This window comes from Polymorphum gilvum SL003B-26A1, assembly GCF_000192745.1.
Classification (GTDB): Bacteria; Pseudomonadota; Alphaproteobacteria; order Rhizobiales; family Stappiaceae; genus Polymorphum; species Polymorphum gilvum.
Genome location: NC_015259.1, coordinates 3473303 through 3493776, shown reverse-complemented (window position 1 = coordinate 3493776; position 20474 = coordinate 3473303). Strand labels below are relative to the sequence as shown.

General features: G+C 69.6%; 16 protein-coding genes. 10 read left to right on the top strand and 6 right to left on the bottom strand.

Going from position 1 to position 20474, the window contains the following annotated elements; genetic code table 11:
- Positions 1–225 precede the first annotated feature (225 nt).
- The 4 genes from SL003B_RS16345 to SL003B_RS16330 all read left to right on the top strand — a co-directional run bounded on the left by SL003B_RS16345 (position 226) and on the right by SL003B_RS16330 (position 7169).
- The gene (locus tag SL003B_RS16345; protein WP_013653970.1) at positions 226–4263 is read left to right on the top strand and encodes a peptidoglycan-binding protein; all 4038 of its coding nucleotides are present in this window, start codon (positions 226–228) and stop codon (positions 4261–4263) included.
- A 117-nt stretch (positions 4264–4380) separates the two neighbouring features.
- Complete coding sequence (locus SL003B_RS16340; protein ID WP_013653969.1) at positions 4381–5310, top strand: sulfite exporter TauE/SafE family protein; 930 nt, start codon at positions 4381–4383, stop codon at positions 5308–5310.
- Positions 5307–6095, top strand: a complete 789-nt coding sequence (locus tag SL003B_RS16335) for a TIGR02186 family protein (protein ID WP_013653968.1) — start codon at positions 5307–5309, stop codon at positions 6093–6095. Before SL003B_RS16340 ends, SL003B_RS16335 begins: the two co-directional genes overlap by 4 nt.
- Positions 6096–6182: 87 nt before the next feature.
- On the top strand, positions 6183–7169 hold the full coding sequence (locus SL003B_RS16330; RefSeq protein ID WP_013653967.1) for an aldo/keto reductase: 987 nt from the start codon (positions 6183–6185) through the stop codon (positions 7167–7169).
- A 5-nt stretch (positions 7170–7174) separates the two neighbouring features.
- On the opposite strand, the gene pdeM is transcribed toward SL003B_RS16330, so the two are convergent.
- Together pdeM and SL003B_RS16320 are read right to left on the bottom strand one after the other, a co-directional pair.
- The gene (pdeM, locus tag SL003B_RS16325) at positions 7175–7900 is read right to left on the bottom strand and encodes a ligase-associated DNA damage response endonuclease PdeM (protein ID WP_041375594.1); all 726 of its coding nucleotides are present in this window, start codon (positions 7898–7900) and stop codon (positions 7175–7177) included.
- Positions 7897–10395 (bottom strand): ligase-associated DNA damage response DEXH box helicase, encoded by a 2499-nt coding sequence (locus SL003B_RS16320; protein WP_013653965.1) that lies wholly within the window; start codon positions 10393–10395, stop codon positions 7897–7899. Before SL003B_RS16320 ends, pdeM begins: the two co-directional genes overlap by 4 nt.
- Before the next feature lie 84 nt (positions 10396–10479).
- Between SL003B_RS16320 and SL003B_RS16315 the strand changes: the two genes are divergently transcribed.
- Both SL003B_RS16315 and SL003B_RS16310 read left to right on the top strand, forming a co-directional pair.
- Positions 10480–11502, top strand: a complete 1023-nt coding sequence (locus SL003B_RS16315; protein ID WP_013653964.1) for a ligase-associated DNA damage response exonuclease — start codon at positions 10480–10482, stop codon at positions 11500–11502.
- A gap of 31 nt (positions 11503–11533) precedes the next feature.
- Positions 11534–11968 (top strand): DUF4440 domain-containing protein, encoded by a 435-nt coding sequence (locus tag SL003B_RS16310; protein ID WP_013653963.1) that lies wholly within the window; start codon positions 11534–11536, stop codon positions 11966–11968.
- Between the two features lie 36 nt (positions 11969–12004).
- Here the strand turns inward: SL003B_RS16310 and SL003B_RS16305 are convergent, their stop codons facing one another.
- Positions 12005–12442 carry a hypothetical protein gene (locus SL003B_RS16305; RefSeq protein ID WP_013653962.1) on the bottom strand — a complete coding sequence of 146 codons (438 nt, stop codon included), beginning with the start codon at positions 12440–12442 and terminating at the stop codon, positions 12005–12007.
- 67 nt (positions 12443–12509) lie between these two features.
- A complete protein-coding gene (locus SL003B_RS16300; protein WP_013653961.1) occupies positions 12510–14531 on the bottom strand; it encodes a DEAD/DEAH box helicase in 2022 nt (673 codons plus the stop codon).
- A 232-nt stretch (positions 14532–14763) separates the two neighbouring features.
- Between SL003B_RS16300 and SL003B_RS16295 the strand changes: the two genes are divergently transcribed.
- The 3 genes from SL003B_RS16295 to SL003B_RS16285 all read left to right on the top strand — a co-directional run bounded on the left by SL003B_RS16295 (position 14764) and on the right by SL003B_RS16285 (position 17792).
- Positions 14764–16416: a cisplatin damage response ATP-dependent DNA ligase gene (locus SL003B_RS16295; RefSeq protein WP_013653960.1), complete on the top strand. Its 1653-nt coding sequence runs from the start codon at positions 14764–14766 to the stop codon at positions 16414–16416.
- 88 nt (positions 16417–16504) lie between these two features.
- Positions 16505–17125, top strand: a complete 621-nt coding sequence (locus SL003B_RS16290; protein WP_013653959.1) for a 2-hydroxychromene-2-carboxylate isomerase — start codon at positions 16505–16507, stop codon at positions 17123–17125.
- A 118-nt stretch (positions 17126–17243) separates the two neighbouring features.
- Positions 17244–17792, top strand: coding sequence for a hypothetical protein (locus tag SL003B_RS16285; protein ID WP_013653958.1), 549 nt, complete (start codon positions 17244–17246; stop codon positions 17790–17792).
- Positions 17793–17825: 33 nt separating this feature from the next.
- Here SL003B_RS16285 and SL003B_RS16280 read toward each other — a convergent pair whose 3' ends face one another.
- Together SL003B_RS16280 and SL003B_RS16275 are read right to left on the bottom strand one after the other, a co-directional pair.
- Complete coding sequence (locus SL003B_RS16280; protein WP_242390261.1) at positions 17826–18575, bottom strand: acyl-CoA thioesterase; 750 nt, start codon at positions 18573–18575, stop codon at positions 17826–17828.
- Positions 18576–18761: 186 nt separating this feature from the next.
- Positions 18762–19721 carry an alpha/beta hydrolase gene (locus SL003B_RS16275; RefSeq protein WP_013653956.1) on the bottom strand — a complete coding sequence of 320 codons (960 nt, stop codon included), beginning with the start codon at positions 19719–19721 and terminating at the stop codon, positions 18762–18764.
- 118 nt (positions 19722–19839) lie between these two features.
- Between SL003B_RS16275 and SL003B_RS16270 the strand changes: the two genes are divergently transcribed.
- Entirely contained in the window at positions 19840–20307 is a 468-nt protein-coding gene (locus SL003B_RS16270; protein WP_013653955.1) for a secondary thiamine-phosphate synthase enzyme YjbQ, read from the top strand.
- The last annotated feature ends 167 nt before the right edge of the window (positions 20308–20474 follow it).

Sequence of the window (20474 nt, the reverse complement as noted above, 5' to 3'; positions counted from 1 at the left end):
TGCTGTACCTTACGTTTACGTTATCGTCCAGTGTGGTACGATGTCATTCCGACCTTTTGGCAATCGAGCTGCCCCTTGCATCCTGCGATGCGCATTAACGCGCTGTTTACCCTGACAAGACAAAGATTCAGCCGTTGCCTCGTCGCCTTTCCGTATCTCGTTTTCCGGCCGTGCAGCAGTTGGTGTTTTTCGAGGTCAGAACGACCGCAGGGCCAGGGCCTGTCCATGTCATCTTGGAATTTCCGCAAAGCAGGACGCGGCGGCGGTGACGGAACGCGAAGCTCCGGCTATCGCCGGGAAGAGGCCTGGGACGACGTGGACGAGGGCCATGCGCCGCGCCGCAGCAGTCGGCGCGAGGCGCCGCGCGACCGTGTGGAGCGGCTGACGCGAACGGCGACCGCCGTCGGTGGCTACCGGGACGAACCGGCATGGGACCTCGAAACCGAAGACGAACTCGAAGCGGTTGCCGACGAACTCGACCGCCTGATGGGCGAGCGCCAGCAGCGCTCGCGCCGCTATCCGGATAGGGCAGGCCCGGCGCCGGATCGCAGCGGCGCGCGCCGCCCGCACGCCGATCGCGATCCCGACACCCGTTCGGGCCGTCGGGATGACGACGTCCTCTACGCGCTTGAGCGGCTGGACCAGCAGGTCGAGGATCTGGTCGGCATCAACGCCGACGATGCGCCGGGATCCGTCCGCTCTACAGGGCGCCGGTCCGGGCGACGCGAACCCTCCCGCCGCGAGTCCGACTGGCACGACCAGCGCGACGACGGCGATCGTGGCGCTGCCGACGACATTCGGGCAAGGCGCGACGCGCTCGACCGCCTGTACGAGCCCGACCTTGATGCGCTGGACGAGATGCCCGAACCGCCGCGGCGCAGCCGCGGCGGGCCGGCGCGCGACGAGGCGTCGCGGCACTATTACCGCGATCTGAGCCGCCGCATAGATGCCCTGCGTCGGCCGCAGGAGGAAGCGCTCGACGTCGTACGCCGCGAGATCGGCGCCCTGCGCGAGACGCTGGGAGAGATCCCCCCGCGCCGCGAAGACCGCGACCGCAAGGAACTGCGCCGGCTCGCCGATATGGTCGAACGCCTGCGGGCCGACCGCGGCGACGAACGGCTCGCGCGCGAGGTGCGCGCCGAGATCGCCGAACTCAAGGCACTGGTCGGTCACTCCAACGTCGACGGCACGCTGAAATCGCTCGAGCACGGCTATGCCCACATTGTCCAGAGGCTCGACGAGCTTTCGCGGGCATCGGTCGATCCGCGCGTGGTCAAGACCCTCGGGGTGCGCCTCGTCGAAATCGAGGAATCGCTGTCGGTCCTGCCGCGGTCCGAGCACCTGCTGGTGCTGGAGGACAGGGTCGCGGATATCGCCGAACGCATGGAGACGCTTCTGCGCGGCCAGGGGCGGGAAGAGATCGAGCCGCTGCGCCAGGAACTGCGCGATGTGCGCCGCATCGTGGAGCAGGTCGACGTCGCCGGGCTGATCGGCGGCATCGACGAGCGCATTCGGTTCGTCGCCGACCGGCTCGACGAAGTCGAGCAACTGGCGCGCGAGCAGCGCGGCCTCGATTCCCGCCTGACGGCGATGGAGGACCGTCTGCCGGATGCGGAGGCGCTCGACCGGCTCAACGGCCGGCTGGAGCAGATTTTCGGAATGCTTTCGGACGAACGCGGGCGGGGCGGCCTGGACGATGCCCGCCTCGGCCAGGTCGACAGCCGTCTCGACGCGATCATGGGCCGACTGGACGACATGGAGCGCGTCCAGGCCGTGCAGCCGAGCTACGATGCGGCCTTTGCCGTCCTGGAACGTCGTCTCGACGGCATATCGACCAAGATCGACACGATCGAGGAAAAGGCATCGGCACCTGCCCCTGTGATGCTGTCGGGCGAAGGCGGCATCGAGTCGGAACTGCTGGTCCACCTCGAACGGCAGATCGCCGATCTCGGTAAGCGTCTTGCCGCGCCGGCCGCAAGCGTGAGCGCTGCAGACCTGGAGGCGCTGCGCCGCGAGATCGGCGAGATGCGCGAGGCCGTGCGAGCGCCTGCGCCGGCCATGTCCGATCTGGAAAATCGCATCAAGGATCTCGCCGAGGCCGTCTCGCGCGGCGGCGATGGGTTCGACGACGGCCGGCTGGAACAGCTCGGCGCCAAGATCGGCGCGCTGGCCAGCCAGATCGAGGCGGCAGAGGAGCGGCTCGCTGGGGTTGCCGGCATCGAGAAGGCGCTGGCGCGCATCGAGGACGGCCTGCGCGCAACGCGCGAGGATGTCGTCGGCGTCGCCGAGAAGGCTGCACGGCGGGCGGTCATGGAGCACGCGCCGGACGGGCACGACTACGACACGGCGATCCACAGCCTGCGCGACGACCTCAAGCGGCTGCTCGACGCCGCCAACGGGTCGGAAAAGCGGACTCGCAACACCTTCGAAGGCGTGCAGTCGATCCTCGGCTCGATCACCGACCGGCTCGACACGCTTGAGCGCGGCGACCTGCTGCGCGGCGGCGGCCGTGCCGAGATACAGAGAACCGAGACGGAGGCCGGCACGGCACTGCGCCTGCGGCCGGGACCCGGCGAGACGGATGCCCGTCCGCGCGAGCGTGTGCGTGACCGCAAGGCCGATTTCATCGCCGCCGCCCGCCGCGCCGCCCAGGCCGCCTCCGCCGAGGTGCGCCAGAGCCGCGAGGACGCGCCTGCGGAGGAGGACGTGACGACCTCCAGGACGCGCACCGGTTGGCTGCGCAAGGCGCTGCGCCGCGACAAGGCGGACGCTGCCGTTGCCGACGAGACGCTGGATCTCGCCGACGCGCAGGTGCTGTCCGAGGGACCGGAGCCCACCCGCGACGAGGTCGCCGACATCGCGCCGGAAGACCGTCCCGCACCCGAACAGGCAGGCCGCGGCTGGCTGCGCGGCGGGCGCAGGCGCGCCCTGCTCCTCGCTGCCGCAGCGGTCGTTCTGGCGATCGGCACACTGCAGGTGTTCAAGCTGGCGACTACCGGCGACGATCTCGCGGCGCTCGACGGCACCGGAGAGCCGGCCACCGTCGCCGACACGCCGGTTGCCGACACGGCGCCGGCCGAAGCCGACATCGCTGCGGCGCCGCAGGCTGGTGGCAGGCAGAACGGGGCCGAGACGCAGGCTGTCGCTGAGACCCCGCCATTCCCTCCTGCTGCGGGTGCCGGGACGCTGTCGCAGGAGGGCGGCGAAGCGCCGCCCGCCGTCGCCTTTGCGCCGCCTGCCGGCGTTGCCGGGAATTTCGCCGGCGGTTTCGGCGAGCGGTCGGCCACGGCCGGCAGCGGCGACCTCGCAGGGGCGGATGACGGCGTGCCCAGGCCCGCCTCGGCCCGTGCGCCGCTGGATCCCCCAGCTGCGGGACCTGCGGGCGGCGACGTCATAGCCGGCCTGCCGCCCGAGGAGATCGGCCCGATGGCGCTGCGCAGCGCCGCCGCCAGCGGCAATCCGGCGGCCGAGTTCCAGGTCGCGGTCAATTATACGGAAGGGCGCGGTGTCGCTGCCGATCTGTCGGAAGCGGCCAAATGGTACGAGCGCGCCGCGCTGCAGGGCCTCGCCCCGGCGCAGTACCGGCTCGCCAGCCTCTACGAGAAGGGGCGCGGGGTGACCAAGGACCTGGCGAAGGCGCGCGAGTGGTACACACGTGCGGCGCAGGCCGGCAACGCCAAGGCCATGCACAACCTGGCGGTGCTCCATGCCGAGGGCGCCGACGGCCAGCCCGATTTCGAGCAGGCCGCCCGCTGGTTCACCGCCGCCGCCGACTACGGCATTCCGGACAGCCTTTTCAACCTCGGCATCCTGCATGCGCGCGGGCTGGGGGTGACCAAGGATCTCGGCGAGAGCTACAAGTGGTTCGCCGTCGCCGCCCGCCAGGGCGACCGCGACGCGGCCAAGAAGCGCGACGAGGTCGCCAACATGCTCGACAAGGATCAGCTTGCCGCCGCCCGTCTCGCCGTCGACAGCTTCAAGCTGAAGGATCCGGACCCGAAGGCCAATACGGTCGCTCTCGACCCGTCCTGGGAAAGTGCGGGAACGGCGGCGACCAGGGCCTCGGCGGTGTCCGAGGTCGACATGATCCTGCAGGCGCAGCATCTGCTGAAGACGCTGGGCTTCGATCCGGGGACCGCGGATGGCCGCATGGGCCCCAAGACCCGGACCGCGATCGAGGAGTTCCAGCGCAGCATCGACATGCCGGCAACGGGCGTCGTCGACGCCGACCTCATCAAGGCTCTGCTGGGCCGGTCGATCTGATACGGCCCGGCGGGAAAGCCTCGTCCGAAGGTTGACGGGCGGCGCAAGCCGTCCTTTAACCACATGAGATCCCTGACTGCCGCGCCAGAGCGGCAACGAACCGGCCGGTGAAAGCCCGTGCAAATCTACCTGCCCATCGCCGAATTGCCGGTGAACATGTTCATGATCTTCGGCATGGGCGGCGCCGTCGGGTTCCTGTCGGGCCTGTTCGGCATCGGCGGCGGCTTCCTGCTCACGCCGCTGCTGATCTTCTCCGGCATCCCCCCCGCCGTGTCGGTCGCCACCGTGACCAGCCAGGTCGTCGCATCCTCGGCTTCAGGCGTGCTTGCCTACTGGCGGCGCGGCGCGATCGACATGAAGCTCGCCTTCGTGCTGATGCTCGCGGGCATCGCCGGCTCCGCCCTCGGCGTCTGGCTGTTCGAGCTGCTGCAGCGCCTCGGCCAGCTCGACCTGGTCATTTCGCTCTCCTATGTCACCTTCCTCGGCACCATCGGTGGCCTGATGCTGGTCGAGTCCCTGCGCGCCATCCAGCGGCGGCGCGGCGGCGCGGTGCCGGCGGCACGCAGGCCCGGCCAGCACAACTGGATCCACGGCCTGCCGTTCAAGATGCGCTTCCGCCGGTCGAAGCTCTATGTCAGCGTCATCCCGATCGTCCTCCTCGGCGGCGCCATCGGCTTCCTCGGCACCGTGCTCGGCATCGGCGGCGGCTTCATGATGGTGCCGGCGCTGATCTATCTGCTGCGCGTGCCGACCAGCGTCGTCATCGGCACCTCGCTGATGCAGATCCTGTTCACCATGGCCGCGGCGACCATCCTGCACGCAATCGGAACCCAGACCGTCGACATCGTGCTCGCCCTGATCCTGATGGTCGGCGGCGTGATCGGCGCCCAGTTCGGCGCCCGCATGGGCCAGAAGCTGCGCGGCGACCAGTTGCGCCTGCTGCTGGCGCTGCTGGTGCTCGCCGTCGGGATCCGCTTTGCCGTCGACCTCCTGGTGGTGCCGGACGACCTCTATTCGCTGGCCGTGGTGCGGGGGGCGGGCTCATGACCGTTCGCCTGCCTCTCGCCGCCTTGGCCCTGGCCGGCTGTCTCGGCACTGCCCTTGCCGTCCCGGCGAGCCGGGCGGAGGAGCTGGTCACTTCGCTGTCGTCGGCCGAGGTCAGCATCGCCTCCAATTTCACCGGCACCAAGATCGTCGTCTTCGGCCAGATCGGCCGCGACGCGCGCACCATCGCTCGCCCCGGCCCCTACGACCTCGCGATCGTCGTGGAAGGCCCGCCGCAGACCGTGACTGCCCGCCGCAAGGGCCGCTTCCTAGGCCTGTGGGTCAATCGCGACTCCGAGACTTTCTTCGCCGTGCCATCCTTCTACGCGCTCGCCACCACGCGCCCGATCGGCGAGATCGGCGCACGGCCGATGCTTGAGCGCCACGGCATCGGGCTCAACTACCTGAACCTGCCCGTCACACCCGACACGACCGTGGCACCGTCCGAGCGGGACGATTTCCGCGCCGCCTTCCTGCGCCTGCGCCGCCAACAGGGGCACTATGTCGAGCGGATCGGCGCGGTCGACTTCCTTACCGACACCATGTTCCGCACCGACGTGTCCCTGCCGGCGACGGTGCCGATCGGCGTCTACACGGTGAAGACCTACCTGCTGCACGAGGGCGCCGTGCTGAGTATGAAGGAAGAGGCCCTGGTCGTCGCCAAGACCGGCTTCGAGCAACTGACCTATGCGCTCGCCCATGTCTATTCCGCTGCCTACGGTATCATCGCCGTGCTGCTCGCGCTGTTCACCGGCTGGCTCGCCGGGGTCGTCTTCCGCAGGGACTGAGCGGCAGGGCAGCTTGGGTGCGGGGTGGCCTTGGCAGCGGCGAAAAATCGGCTACCTTGCGCGGCGCACCAGCGAGGGGAGCCGGACATGGATCAACGAACACTCGGCACGGCCGGACCGACAGTCGGTGCCATCGGCCTCGGCTGCATGAGCTTTTCCGGCTTCTATGGCGCCACCGACGAGGCGGCCTCGCACCGCACCCTGGCCGCCGCCCACGACCTCGGCGTCACCCATCTCGACACCGCGCTGATCTACGGCCAGGGCCAGTCGGAGGAGATCATCGGCCGGTTCCTCAAGGCCCATCCGGGCCGCCGCTTCTCGATCGCCACCAAGGGCGGCATCGTGCTCCAGCCGGCACGCCATTTCGACAATTCCGAGAACCGCCTGCGCGAACAGCTCGAAGGCTCGCTGCGCCGACTCGGCGTGGAGCATATCGACCTCTATTACGTCCACCGGCGCGAGCAGGAGCGGCCGATCGAGGAGGTCGCCGGGACGCTGGCGAAGTTCGTCGAGGAGGGCAAGATCGGCGGCATCGGCTTTTCGGAGATCGCGCCGGCCTCGCTCGTCCGGGCCGCCGCCGTCCATCCCGTCGCCGCCGTGCAGAGCGAATACTCGCTGTGGACGCGCCTGCCGGAACTCGGGCTGATCGACGCCTGCGCCAGGGTCGGCGCGGCCTTCGTCGCCTTCTCACCGCTCGCCCGTGGCATGTTCGCCGACCGCATGCCGACGCGCGACGACTTCGGTCCGCAGGATTTCCGCTACAACACGCCGCGCTTCGTCGAGCCGAACTTCTCCTTCAACCGTGCCATTGTGCAGCGCTTCAACGCCTATGCCGCAAGCCAGGGCGTCGCGCCAGCGTCGATGGCGCTCGCCTGGGTGCTGGCGCAGGCGCCGCACATCCTCGCCATTCCCGGCACCCGCTCGGCGGAGCACCTCGTCCAGAACGCCGCCAGCGGCACGCTGGCGCTGAGCGCGGACCAACTGTCCGAAATCGACCGCCTGCTGCCGCGCGGCTTCGCCCATGGCGACCGCTATTCCGACCAGCAGATCGTCGGCATCGAGCGTTATTGCTGACGGGGTCAATCCCCGATCAGGCGCGCCGCGGTGAAGGGGTAGAGCCGGTCGTTGCCGAGCAGGAAGGCGGAGAAGCGCTTGGGCGCGAAGACCCTGGCGAAAGCGCCGTCCATGACGTTGAGGCCGCCGGTGAGGGCGCCGAAGGCGGGCAGGATGAGGCGGTTGCCGTCGGTGACGAAGCAGGGCCTGCGGATCGAGCGGCCGTAGCGGCGCACGCGCGCGGCCGGATGTAGATGGCCGCAGATCTCGCCGGCGCCGGCCGCCTCCGAGGGTTCATGGCGGAAGGTCAGCGGGCCGATGGCGATCTCGCGCACCGTCTCGCCGCACAGGCGTACGGGCGCGACCGGATCGTGGTTGCCGGTCACCCAGATCCACTCTCGATTGAGCTGCATGGTGGTCAGGAATGCCCGGTAGGTGGCGGGCAGGCGATCCGAGCCGTCGGCGTCATGGAAGCTGTCGCCGAGGGCAACGACACGCGCTGGATCGAAGGCGTCGATGACGGTGGCGAGGCGCTCCAGCGTGGCGGCGGTGTCGTAGGGTGGCAGCATCACGCCGCGGCGAGCGTAGGACGAGCCCTTTTCCAGGTGCAGGTCGGCGACCACAAGGGTCGATTCCTCCGGCCACCATAGCACGCCGCTCTCGTGCAGGCCGACCAGCCGGCCGGCCACCGCTATGTCGTGACAGACGGGCGCTCCGCGCTGGTGAACGCCTGCCGATCTCAGCGCCGTCATCCGAGGGCCTCCTGAATCAGGTCATCCGCGGCTTCCGCGAGAATACTTTCGTTGGCCTCGCCATGAACCGGTTCCCGGCCGATTTCGAGCAGGATGGGAACGGCGAGCGGCGATACCCGGCCAAGGCGAGTATGCGTGATTCGTCCCCGGATCCGGGCGAGAAGTTCCCCCAGCCGCGAGATATCCAGAAGTCCTTCCGCAGCGTCGTTCCAGGTCGCCTCGAGCAGGATGTGGTCGGGCTCATGGGCGCGCAGGACGTCGTAGATGAGGTCCGAGGAGACGGTGAGCTGCCGGCCGGACTTCTCCCGGCCCGGATGACGACGCTCGATCAGTCCGGCGATGACCGCGCAGGTGCGGAACGTGCGCTTCATCAGGCTCGATTCCGCCAGCCAGGCGTCGAGGTCGTCGCCGAGGATGTCTTCCTCGAACAGCGTTTCGAGCGGGATCCGGCCCGACGAGAACAGCATCGACAGGTCGCCGAGGCTCCACACCGCGAGCGCATAGTCGTTGGCGACAAAGCCGAGCGGGCGAGCGCCGAGACGCTCGAGGCGGCGGGTCAGCAGCATGCCGAGCGTCTGGTGGGCGAGCCGGCCCTCGAACGGGTAGCAGACCATGTAGTGCCTGCTGTTGCGGGGGAAGGTTTCGACCAGCAGCCCGTCGCGGCGCGGCAGATGTGATTTTTCCTGCTGCAGGGCGAGCCACTCGCGCACCTGCTCCGGCAGCCCGCCCCAGGCGGCGGGATCGGCCAGCATGGCGCGCACGCCGGCGGCCAGATAGGTCGACAGCGGAAACTTGCCGCCCATGTAGGACGGGATCATCGGACTGTCGGAACGCGCCCGCGAGACATGGGCCTCGTTCTCGCGCATCGCCTCGAAGCGCAGGATCTCGCCGGCGAACAGGAAGGTGTCGCCGGGGGCCAGTTGCTCGACGAACCATTCCTCGATCTCGCCGAGCACGCGCCCGCCGCGCCCGATCGGCGTGCGCCGGCCCTCCGCCTTCGAGCGCGACAGGCGTACCTTGAGCATCGGCGCCTCGACGATGGTGCCGACGTTGAGCCGGTACTGCTGGGCGATGCGCGGATGGGCGATGCGCAGCAGCCCGTCCGGCCCCCGCCTCAGCCTGGCGTAGCGCTCGTAACTCTTCAGCGCGTAGCCGCCGGTGGCGACGAAGTCGACCACCCTGTCGAAACGGGCGCGGTCGAGATGGCGGTAGGTTTCGCAAGCGCGGATCTCGGCATAGAGCGCGTCCGGCGAAAAGGGCGCGGCGCAGGCGGTGCCGAGCACGTGCTGGGCGAGCACGTCGAGCGCACCCTTCCGCAGCGGCGGGGTGTCCTGGGCACCGTCGAGCGAGGCCTGCAACGCGGCCCGGCACTCCAGCACCTCGAAACGGTTGGCCGGCACCAGCACCGCCCTGGACGGCTCGTCCATGCGATGGTTTGCGCGGCCTATGCGCTGGGCGAGACGGCTCGCGCCCTTTGGCGCGCCGACATTGACGACCAGATCGACGTCGCCCCAGTCGATGCCGAGGTCGAGCGAGGAGGTGGCGACGACCGCGCGCAGGCGTCCGGCGATCATCGCCGCCTCGACCTTGCGCCGCTGGCCGACGTCGAGCGAGCCGTGGTGGAGCGCGATCGCTAGCGTGTCGTCGTTGATCTTCCACAGGTCCTGGAACAGCGCCTCGGCCTGCGCGCGCGTGTTGACGAACAGCAGCGTCACCTTGTGCGCCTTGATCAGCCGGTACATGTCGGCAAGGGCGTAGCGGGCGGAATGGCCCGACCACGGCACGCGCTCGCCGGAAGCGAGGATCGAGACGTCGGGCTTCGCGCCGCCGGTGACCTCGATCAGGTCCGCCAGCGCGCGGCGCTCCGGATCCGGCTGTTCGACCAGATAGGCCCGCAGGTCCTCGGGCGCGGCCACGGTGGCGGACAGGCCGACGGTCCTCAGCCCCGGCGCCAGCCGCCGCAGCCGCGCCAGCCCGAGGGCGAGCAGGTCGCCGCGCTTGGAGGTGACCAGCGCGTGCAACTCGTCGAGGATGACGGTCCGCAGCGTCGAGAACAACCGTTTGCCGGCCGGGTCCGACAGCAGCAGGGCGATCTGTTCCGGAGTCGTCAGCAGCATGTCGGGGGGCGCGAGCTTCTGGCGCTGGCGCTTGTGCGCCGGCGTGTCGCCGGTGCGCGTCTCGACCCGGATCGGCAGGCCCATTTCGGCGATCGGCGCCTCGAGGTTGCGGGCGATGTCGACGGCGAGCGCCTTCAGCGGCGAGATGTAGAGCGTGTGCAGGCCCTGCGTGCCGCTTGGCCTCCGGTTGCGGTTGGTCAGGTCGACCAGACTCGGCAGGAAGCCGGCCAGCGTCTTGCCCGCGCCGGTCGGCGCGATCAGCAGCGTCGAGTGGCCGGCCGCCAGGCGATCGAGCAGGGCGATCTGGTGCGGCCGGGCCGACCAGCCGCGCGCGGCGAACCAGGACTGGAAACGGGGAGGCAGCAGGCCGGCATCCATGCCGCCCTATGTAAGGGCCGGCTCCGGCGATGGCGAGAGGCAAGTGCCGCTGGCGGTTTTGCCGCAAGCGCCTATGTTGGCGCCATGAGCGCGCATCTGACCCTCACTGCCGCCGGTCTCTACTGCCCGCAGGCCGGGATCCACATCGATCCGGTCCGCCCGGTCGCCCGCGCGGTGATCACCCACGGCCATGCCGACCATGCCCGCGCCGGCCACGGCGCCGTGCTGGCGACTGCCGAGACGCTGGCGATCATGGCAGCGCGCTACGGCGCCGGCTTCTGCGGCACGGCCCAGGCGCTCGGCTACGGCGAGACGCTGACCCTCGGCGTCGTGCGCCTGTCGCTGCATCCGGCCGGTCACGTGCTCGGCTCCGCACAGGTGCTCTTGGAGTCCGCCGGCCGGCGCACGGTGGTCTCCGGCGACTACAAGCGCCAGCCGGATCCGACCTGCGCGCCCTTCGAGCCTGTCGCCTGCGACACCTTCGTCACGGAGGCGACCTTCGGCCTGCCCGTGTTCCGCCATCCGCCGGCCAGCGAGGAAATCGCCAGATTGCTCGCCTCGCAGGCGCTGTTTTCCGACCGCACCCACCTCGTTGGCGCCTATGCCCTCGGCAAGGCGCAACGGCTGCTCGCGGAGCTGCGCGCCGCCGGCTACGACCGGACGGTCTACCTGCACGGTGCGCTGGAGGCGCTGACCGCCCTCTACGAGGCGCACGGCATTGCGCTTGGTCCGGTTGCGCCCGTCGGCGCCCGCGGTCGGGAACTTGCCGGCGAAATCGTGCTGTGCCCGCCCGGCCAGCTGACCGACCGCTGGGCGCGTCGCTTCGCCGATCCGGTGACGGCGATGGCCTCGGGCTGGATGCGCGCGCGCGCGCGCGCGCGCCAGCGCGGCGCGGAACTGCCGCTGATCGTCTCCGACCATGCCGACTGGGACGGCCTGTGTCGCACCGTGCTGGAGACGGGCGCGGAGGAGATCTGGGTCACTCACGGCGCGGAGGAGGCCCTCGTGCACTGGTGCGAAAGCGTTGGACGAAAGGCCCGCCCCCTCAATATGATCGCCTACGGCGAGGAGGACGACGCCGATTCCGCGCGCATCGAGGCGCCGTGAGCGGATCCCGGCAGCAACGCAGGACAGGACGATGGCTGACGACAGGACGCCCGACGGGTCGGGCAATGGCGTGAACGGGGCTGGCGCCGAAGCGGGCGAGGAGGCGATCGCCGCCCTGTTCGAGGAGTATCTGGCCGGCTTCAACGATGCCGATTCCGATGCCATTGTCGATTGCTTCGCCCTGCCGGCGACCATCTGGCAGATGGACAAGGGCTACGTCTTCGACGACGAGGAAGACCTGCTGGAGAACATCGACGCCCTGCTCGAGGCCCTCGAGAAGGAGGATATCTCCTTCTCCGAATTCGAGGTCGTGTCCAGCCACATCTCCGGTACCACCGCTCTTGTCACCCTCGACTGGCGCCAGGAGAGCGCCGACGGCGAGAGCGTGTTCGAGTTCACCTGCCACTATCATCTGATCTTCGACGGCGAGGACTGGCGCATCGCCATGATCGTCAACGAGCAGTAGGCGGCCCGCACCGGCTCTCGCTCCACCGCCCGGCGTTCAGCGCCAGCCGAGCGTGCGGATCGCCGTTGCCGCGATCATCAGCCAGACCGCGGTTCGCAGGAAGAGTGCAGCGACGGTGCGCGGCTCGAAGGCGCCGCCGCCGGCGACATGCAGGCCGAATGCGGCGAAGACGGCGATCGTGGCGACGGCAATCGCCACGCTCAGCCACGCCGACCAGCGCCGGCGCCGGAAGAGCCCGATGCCTGCGGCGACATAGGCGAAGCCCGCGAGAAAGTTGAACCACAGCACGAAGGCAACGGTGTCGCCGAAGCGCGCCCGGGCGGCCGGCGCACCGAACAGCGCCGTTCCGCCGGAGACGAGCGTCAGGATGCCGAAGAGGATGGCGACCGAGGCCGCGATGCGCAGAGCGCTCCGGGATGAAGCCGCGCGCGCCATGATCCAGCCCTTCCTTGCGAAATGCGGTCCGACAAGCATCTAACCGCATATTCGCGGGACGCGACTTGACTTCGGTCAGGCGGTGCCGACTGCGCGGTGTCCGCCGTCAGGACTTCGCCTTGGTCGCCTTGCGCTCGGCGCGGGATGGCCCCTTCTTCCGGGCGGCCTTCTTGCCGGCAGCACCCTTGGCGGCCTTGGCCGCCGGCTTCTTGCGCTCCGGTGACGCACCGCCGTCACCGTCGCCGGGCTGCGGCTGTCGCTCGGCCTTGCTTGGCCTGGCGCGGCGCTCGCCGGTGTCGAGCGGGGCTTCCGACAGCGGCGCGAAGGCGGGATGGGTCGGTGCCGGTTCGTCGTCGAAGCGGCGCCGGCGGGCCGGCTTGCGCGGCGCTTCGAAGCCGCGTTCGGGCGCCCGGGCGCGGGCGCGCTCGTAGCGGCTCGGCCGGTCCTCGTCGTCATGCTCCGTGCGCAAGGCCGGCGCGCGTCCGCCGCGTACGTCCACCGGCTCGATCACGACGCCGCGCTCGCCGGAGCCCTCGCGGCGGATGATGTCGGCATATTTGTGCGCATGCGATCCGGCGATCTCGAACAGCGTTTCGGTGCCGCCGATCTTGATCGCGCCGACCTCGCGCTTGGTGACGTGGCCGGCGCGGCAGATCATCGGCAGCAGCCAGCGCGGGTCGGCCTTGTGCTTGTGGCCGAGCGACAGGCGGAACCAGATGCCGTCCTCGAACTTGTTGCGGACCTCGAAGGCCCTGGACGGACCGCTCTCGAAAGGCGCGCGCTCGCCCCGGCTGCGGCCGCGAATGTCGTCCGCGCCGCCCTCGGTCAGGTCCTCGGGAGCCGGCAGGCCGGACTGGTGCAGGCGCACGAAGGCAGCCGCGATGCGCTCGGGGCCGTGTTCGGACAGAAGCTCGCGGGCGAGCGCCAGGTCCTCCTCCTCGGCCGGCTCCGTCAGCACGGGGTCGGCGAGCAGGCGGGCCTTGTCCTTGTCCCGGATCGCCGCCGCCGCCGGCGCGTCGCTCCAGGCCGCCTTGACGTCGGCGCTCAGCAGCAGCCGTTCGGCCGCCCGCCGGCGCGGGAAGGGCACGATCAGCACGCTGGAGCCCTTGCGGCCGGCGCGGCCGGTGCGCCCCGAGCGGTGCAGCAGCCCGGCCTTGCCGGTCGGCAGGTCGGCGTGGATGACAAGGTCCAGGTTTGGCAGATCGATGCCGCGCGCGGCGACGTCGGTTGCCACACAGACGCGGGCCCGGCCGTCGCGCATCGCCTGCAGCGCATGGGTGCGCTCGTTCTGGCTGAGTTCGCCGGACAGCGCCGCGACGGAGAAGCCGCGGTTGGCCAGCCTGCTGGTCAGCCGGCGCACTGCCTCGCGTGTCGAGCAGAACACGATGGCCTTGTCAGCCTCGTAGAACCGCAGCACGTTGATGATCGCGTTTTCGCGTTCGTTCGGTGCGACCGGATGGGCGAAATAGTCGATGTCGCCATGCTGCTCGCGCGCGCTGATCGTCGACAGGCGCACGGCGTCCTTCTGGAACCGGCGGGCGAGATCGGCGATCGGCTTGGGCACGGTGGCGGAGAACATCAGCGTGCGCCGGTCCTCGGGCGCCGCGTCGAGGATGAACTCCAGGTCCTCGCGGAAGCCGAGATCGAGCATCTCGTCGGCTTCGTCCAGGACGACGGCGCGGAGCTGCGACAGGTCCAGGGCGCCGCGCTCGATGTGGTCGCGCAACCGGCCAGGCGTGCCGACGACGATATGGGTGCCGCGTTCGAGCGCGCGTCGCTCCGAGCGCGGATCCATGCCGCCGACGCAGGACGCGGTCTGCGCGCCGGCTTCCTCGTAGAGCCAGGTCAGTTCGGCCTTGACCTGCAGCGCGAGCTCGCGCGTCGGGGCGATGGCGAGCGCCAGCGGCGCGCCGGCCGCGCCGAGCCGGTCCGCGTCGCCGAGCAGCGTGGGCGCCAAGGCGAGGCCGAAGGCGACGGTCTTGCCGGATCCCGTCTGCGCCGAAACGAGCAGGTCGGCCTCCGCAGGGGCCTGCGCCAGGATGGTCTCCTGGACCGGGGTCAGGCTGGTGTAGCCGCGTTTCGCCAATGCGGCGGCGAGCGCCGGGGCGACGGCGTGCTGTTCGATCATGCGTGTCTTTCAGTGAGGGTAGCCGTGGCGGACGCCATCTTGCGTCAGGGGCCCGGCTCGTTCAAGCTTGGTTGGCCTATACGGCAAACGGCGTCTGTCGTCCACCTGTTACCGCCGGAGCACCGCCGAAAACGGCACAAGGCCGCGCATCGGCCCCTTGTCGGTTCGCTCACCGGGGCTCATCTAGGCAGGGGGCCTTGTGAATGGCTCCGTTCCGATCGTCCGGGAGCCCATGCACGCCTTTGCCAGATTGCTGGATCGCCTGTCCTTCGAGCCGCGCCGCACGGCGAAGGAAGCGCTGCTCGTCGACTATTTCCGCACGACTCCCGATCCCGACCGCGGCTATGCCCTGGCCGCGCTGGCCGGCAGTCTCGATTTCCCCCATGCCAAGCCGGCGCTGCTCAAGGGGCTGGTGACCGAACGGGTCGATCCGGTGCTGTTCGGCCTGTCCTACGATTTCGTCGGCGACCTGTCGGAGACCATCGCCCTCATGTGGACTGCCCCGGCGGGGCGCCCGGATGACGGGGCCGAGCCACTGGCGCTGCGCGATGTCGTTTCCGGCCTGCGGGGAGCCGGCAGGACGCAGGCGCCGGCGCTTTTGTCGACCTGGCTCGACCGGCTCGACGAGATCGGGCGCTGGGCGCTGCTGAAACTGATCACCGGCGGCCTGCGCGTCGGCGTCTCGGCGCGCCTCGCCAAGACAGCGGTCGCCCGCCTCGGCCGGCTCGAGCCCGACGACATCGAGGAGATCTGGAACGGGCTTGCGACGCCCTATGCGGAACTGTTCGCCTGGGCCGAAGGGCGCGCGGACCGGCCGCGAAATGTCGATCCGGCTCCGTTCCGACCGCCCATGCTGGCCCATCCCGTGAACGAGGAGAAGGATTTTGCCGCGCTCGATGCCGCCGATTTTGCCGCTGAATGGAAATGGGACGGCATCCGCGTCCAGGCGGCGGCGGGCCGGGAGCCTGGAGGCATGCACGGCCGGCGCCTTTATTCGCGCAGCGGCGAGGACATTTCGGCCGCCTTCCCGGACCTGCTCGACCATCTCGGCTTCGATGCGGCGATCGACGGCGAACTGCTCGTCGTGCGCGACGGCGCGGTGCAGCCTTTCTCCGACCTGCAGAAGCGGTTGAACCGCAAGAGCGCGGGAGCACGCATCATCGCCGATTATCCGGTCGCCATCCGCGCCTACGATCTGTTGGCGGTTGACGGCGAGGACCTGCGCTCCCTGCCGTTCCATGCGCGGCGGACGCGGCTCGAACGCTTCGTCGCCGAGCTTGCCTCGCCGCGCATCGACCTGTCGCCGCTGGTGCCGTTCGACGGCTGGGCGGAGCTTGCAACCGCCCGCCACGAACCCGGCCGCCTGCTTGGCGAGGCCGATGCCGCCGCCGTCGAGGGGGTCATGCTGAAGCGGCGCGCAGCGCCCTACCTTCCCGGCCGGCCGAAGGGCGAATGGTTCAAATGGAAGCGCGACCCGTTCCTGATCGACGCGGTGCTGATGTATGCGCAGCGCGGCCACGGCAAACGCTCGTCATTCTACTCCGACTATACCTTCGGGGTCTGGCGCGGCGCGCCTGACGCGCGCGAACTCGTGCCGGTCGGCAAGGCCTATTTCGGCTTCACCGACGAGGAACTGCGCGAGATCGACCGCTTCGTGCGCGCCAACACGCAAAACCGCTTCGGCCCGGTCCGGGAGGTTGTCCACACGCCAGAACGCGGGCTTGTCGTCGAAGTCGCCTTCGAGGGGCTGAACCGGTCCGGGCGGCATAAGTCGGGTCTCGCCATGCGCTTTCCGCGCATTTCGCGCCTGCGCTGGGACAAGATCCCGGCCGAGGCGGACCGTATCGACACGCTGGAGGCCCTGCTGTCGGCGACGCGCGCCTGAACGGCGGCCCGAGCGGCGCTTGATCTGGTCGCGGCCCCGGCGCAAGGTGGCGACACGAAGCGACGAGCCAAGAGGCAGGAGGGCCGCGGTGTCCGTCACCATCGACTATTTCTATACCCATGTCTCGCCCTGGGCCTATCTGGGCCACAGGGCCTTTCTCGACCTTGCGGCGCGGCACGGCGCGCGGGTCATCCCGCGGCCGGTCAATCTGGCCGGCGTGTTCGATGCCTCGGGCGGTCTGCCGCTGGCCAGGCGTCATCCGGTGCGCCAGGCCTACCGCGTCATCGAGCTGCAGCGCTGGCGCGACAAGCGCGGCCAGCCGCTGACGCTGAAGCCGAAGTTCTTTCCCGTCGATCCGACCCTGTGCGACGGCTGTGCCATCGCGCTGGCGGAAGCCGGCGGACCGACGAGCGATTTCAGCATTCGGGCCTTCCGGGCGATCTGGGTCGAGGACCGGGACATTTCCGACGCGGCCACCCTGGACGCCCTGCTCGGCGAGGTCGGAGCCGACGCGCGGGCGATCCTGGCCGAGGCGTCGGGGCCGGCGGTGCAGGCCCGCTATGCCCAGAACCAGAAGCTGGCGGTCGATATCGGCGTCATCGGCTCGCCCTGCTACGTGCTCAACGGCGAGCCGTTCTGGGGCCAGGACCGGCTCGACCTCCTCGAGGATGCGCTGATCAGCGCCCGTCCGCCCTATGTGCCGGTCTGACCGGAGCAGGACGCGGAGCGCCGCTCTTTCGTCACAAGGACGCGATAGCAAGGACTTGCCGGCGCATCGGCCGCTGGCGGCACGGACAAGGGAAGCAACGGCGATGACAGGAGCATGGATGCGGCGGTCGGGACTTCTCGGAGCCCTTTGTGCGGCCGTGCTGGTGGCGGGTCTTTCCGCTGGGGCGCAGGCGCAGGCCCCGGACGCGACGCCGGCGCCGGCCGACCAGGGAGTGGGCGCGCCCGCGGTCGACCGCAACCGCTACAGCCTGATCGCCGTCGACGGCGAATACCTGCGCCTCGACCGCAGCACCGGTGCGGTCGCCTTCTGCCGGCGCGTCAATGCGCTGTGGCGCTGCATGCCGGCGCCCGATGCCGAGGCCGCATACCAGGCCGAGATCGAGCGCCTGACGCAGGAGATCGAGCGCCTGACGCAGGAGATCGAGCGCCTGGCGGCCCGCGTCGAGGACCTGGAAGGCCAGCGCACCGAGCCCGCGCCGCCGATGCCCTCGCAACGGGAGGTTCCTGACGCAGCGGAATCGGAGTTGTCGCAGAAGGACGAGCAGCAGCTCGACGAGATTCTCGACTTCACCGAGAAGGCGATGCGCCGCTTCTTCGGCCTGATGAAGGACCTGCAGCAGGGCTTCGAGGGCGAGGGAGCCCGTTAGCTGGGATCCGGCGTCCGCAGCGACGCCGGCGGTTCAGTCCATCTTGATCCGGCTGATCGCCTCGCGGGCGCCGGCCGGCAGGTCGACCGCCTTGCGCGCGCTCAGGTCCATCACCAGCCCGACCACGTCGCAGACTGCGACCGGACGCGCGGTGCGGCTCTCGTACATGTGGTGGCGGAACGAGAAGGTGCGGTTCTGGCAGCCGGTAAGGCCGGTTGCGACGACCACCGGCTCGCCGACCTTCACCGGGCTGAGCCAGGTCAGCTTCATTTCCACAGCGACGCGACCGCAGCCGTGCTGGCTCAGCCAGGCGTGGGTCATCGGCGTGCGTTCCCACAGGTGCGGTGCGCTGTCGGTGAAGCACGACAGGGCGAAGGCGTCGTCGGCGCGCCCGTCGGGTCCGAGGTGGCGCGGCAGAACGGTGGCGCGATAGACGATACCGGCGCCGGCGGCGAGCACGCCGTCTAGGGTCGCCCTCCCGGTTGCCGGCGAAGCGGACAGGCCCCTGGGTGTCGCCTCGTCGCTCATCGGCTGCTGCACGTCCTTGAAGCGGCTGCGCAACGCCTTGGCCGAGTCCGCGCCGGGCGTGTAGCCGTCGATCGCGGTCGCGGCCAGGACGCCGCGGCTGGCGTCGTGCATCTCGTGCACGACGGTGATGACATGCGGCCCGTCGAACGCGATCGACGAGCGCACCGTGACCAGGGTGCCGAGGGTCAGCTCCCGGTGGTAGCGTACGTGACGCACCCGCCGTGGGCCGACGAGAGAATCGCTGAAACCGGTCATTAGCCGGAACTGCCGGTCAGCCTCGTCAAATCTGGAGAAATAAAACTGCACGTTGAGATGGTAGTTCTCGTCACATTCCCAGTTGTTAACAAAAGAGAAAAGCGTATCCTGAATTGTCATTAAAATTCGTCTCCGAGGTAATATTTTCGTTCGGACGCTTCGTGGCGAATCTGTGCATCTATGTTTCTACTGGGTACTTTCGATCAGGAATTTATCAATCAGATTGTTGCTTTCTGCCGCAATCCGTAGCGGAAAATTCTGGAAAACGTGACACCCGCCGGGGAACAGCTTCAACTCGGCGGCGTTGCCTGCCGCCAGCCAGCGCATCGCCATGAACAGCGTGTCGTCGACCAGCGGATCGCGGGTACCGACGACGAAATGCGCTGCCGGCAGGCCGCGCAGGTCGGCGGCGAGCGGCGAGATGTCCGGCGTCCATGGATCCTGACCATGGGCGAGATAGTGACGCACGAACATATCCATGTCGCGTGTGTTGAGTACCAGCTTGTCCATGCCCCAGGAGCGCGCGCTCGGCGTCAGCCGCAGGTCGTAGCAGCCGGCGATCAGTACGGCGGCGCAGAACGGGGTCAGCCCGTGCCGGTCGCGCAGGCGAAGCATCGTCGCCACGGCCAGGTTGGCGCCGGCGCTGTCGCCGCCGAGCGCGAACTGCGACACGGAGAACTCGATCGCGCCGGCCCGCACCAGCCACAGCGCCGCGGCCTCGCAATCGTCGGGACCTTGTGGATAGGGGTGCTCGGGGGCGAGCCGATAGTCGACCGAGACGACCAGCAGGCCGGTCCGGTCGGCCATTTCCACCAGTCGCGGATCCTGCGCGTCGGCCGAGCCGAGCGTCCAGCCGCCGCCATGGATATGCAGGAAGGCACCGGTTGCCGACTTGCCCTGGGGCCGGAACAGGCGAAGCGGCACCGGTCCGTGCGGCCCCTCGATCACCCGCGTCTCGGCGCGCGGGCTGCGCACCGGCGCGGGGAACGGGCCGAGGCCCTGTTCTCGGCGCTCGCGCACCACCTGCGGCGGGAAGATCCACTGGTCGGGAAGCGCGTTCAGGCGCGCGGATAGGTCGCGGTTGAATGCCAATGTCTCGTCGCTGGCGGCCTCGTCGCGAAACAGCGCGGGATTGATCAAGGTCATGGGCTGTGGTTCTTTTTCCGGTGCCTCGGTCGGGCGGTCAAGCTAGCCCCTGGCAGGTCTGCTGCCAAGGGCGGACGGCCGCGCCTGCGTGTGGGCCGGAGATACCGGAGGAGGTCGGATGAACGGTCGTGCCGCGGAAGTCTGGACCCTTGATGCGGAGGCGCGCAGCCTGCGTCAGGCGCTCGGACGGCTGGTGGTCGCGACGCGACCGCGCCGGTTTCACGACATCACCGCGCCGGTGAACGCCTGGCTGGCCGAGATCGCCGCCGCCGACGGGCTGCTGACCCTGTTCCTGCGTCATACCTCGGCGTCGCTGGCGGTGCAGGAGAACGCCGATCCGGACGTGCAGGCAGACCTCGTCGATGCCCTCGGCCGTCTGGCGCCGGAAACTGCGCCCTATCGCCATGCGAGCGAGGGCGCGGATGACATGCCGGCCCACGTCAAGGCGGTCCTCACCGGCGTCAGCCTGCCGATACCTGTCGTCGCAGGACGCATGGACCTCGGCACCTGGCAGGCGGTCTATGTGGTCGAGCACCGCGCGCAGGCGCACCAGCGGTCCCTGACCCTGCACTACCTTGGCGCCTGAGCGGCGACACAAGCCGGCGCTTGCGTATTGATTGTGGCGCAAACATAATTCGTCAAGACTGCATCCTGATGTATGGAAGACGGTGGTTCGGCCCGTCTCCGGCCGGGGAGGACAGGAACCGCCGTATGGCGGGAGGAAGCGGCGGGGGCAAGGGCAGGGGCCGGATG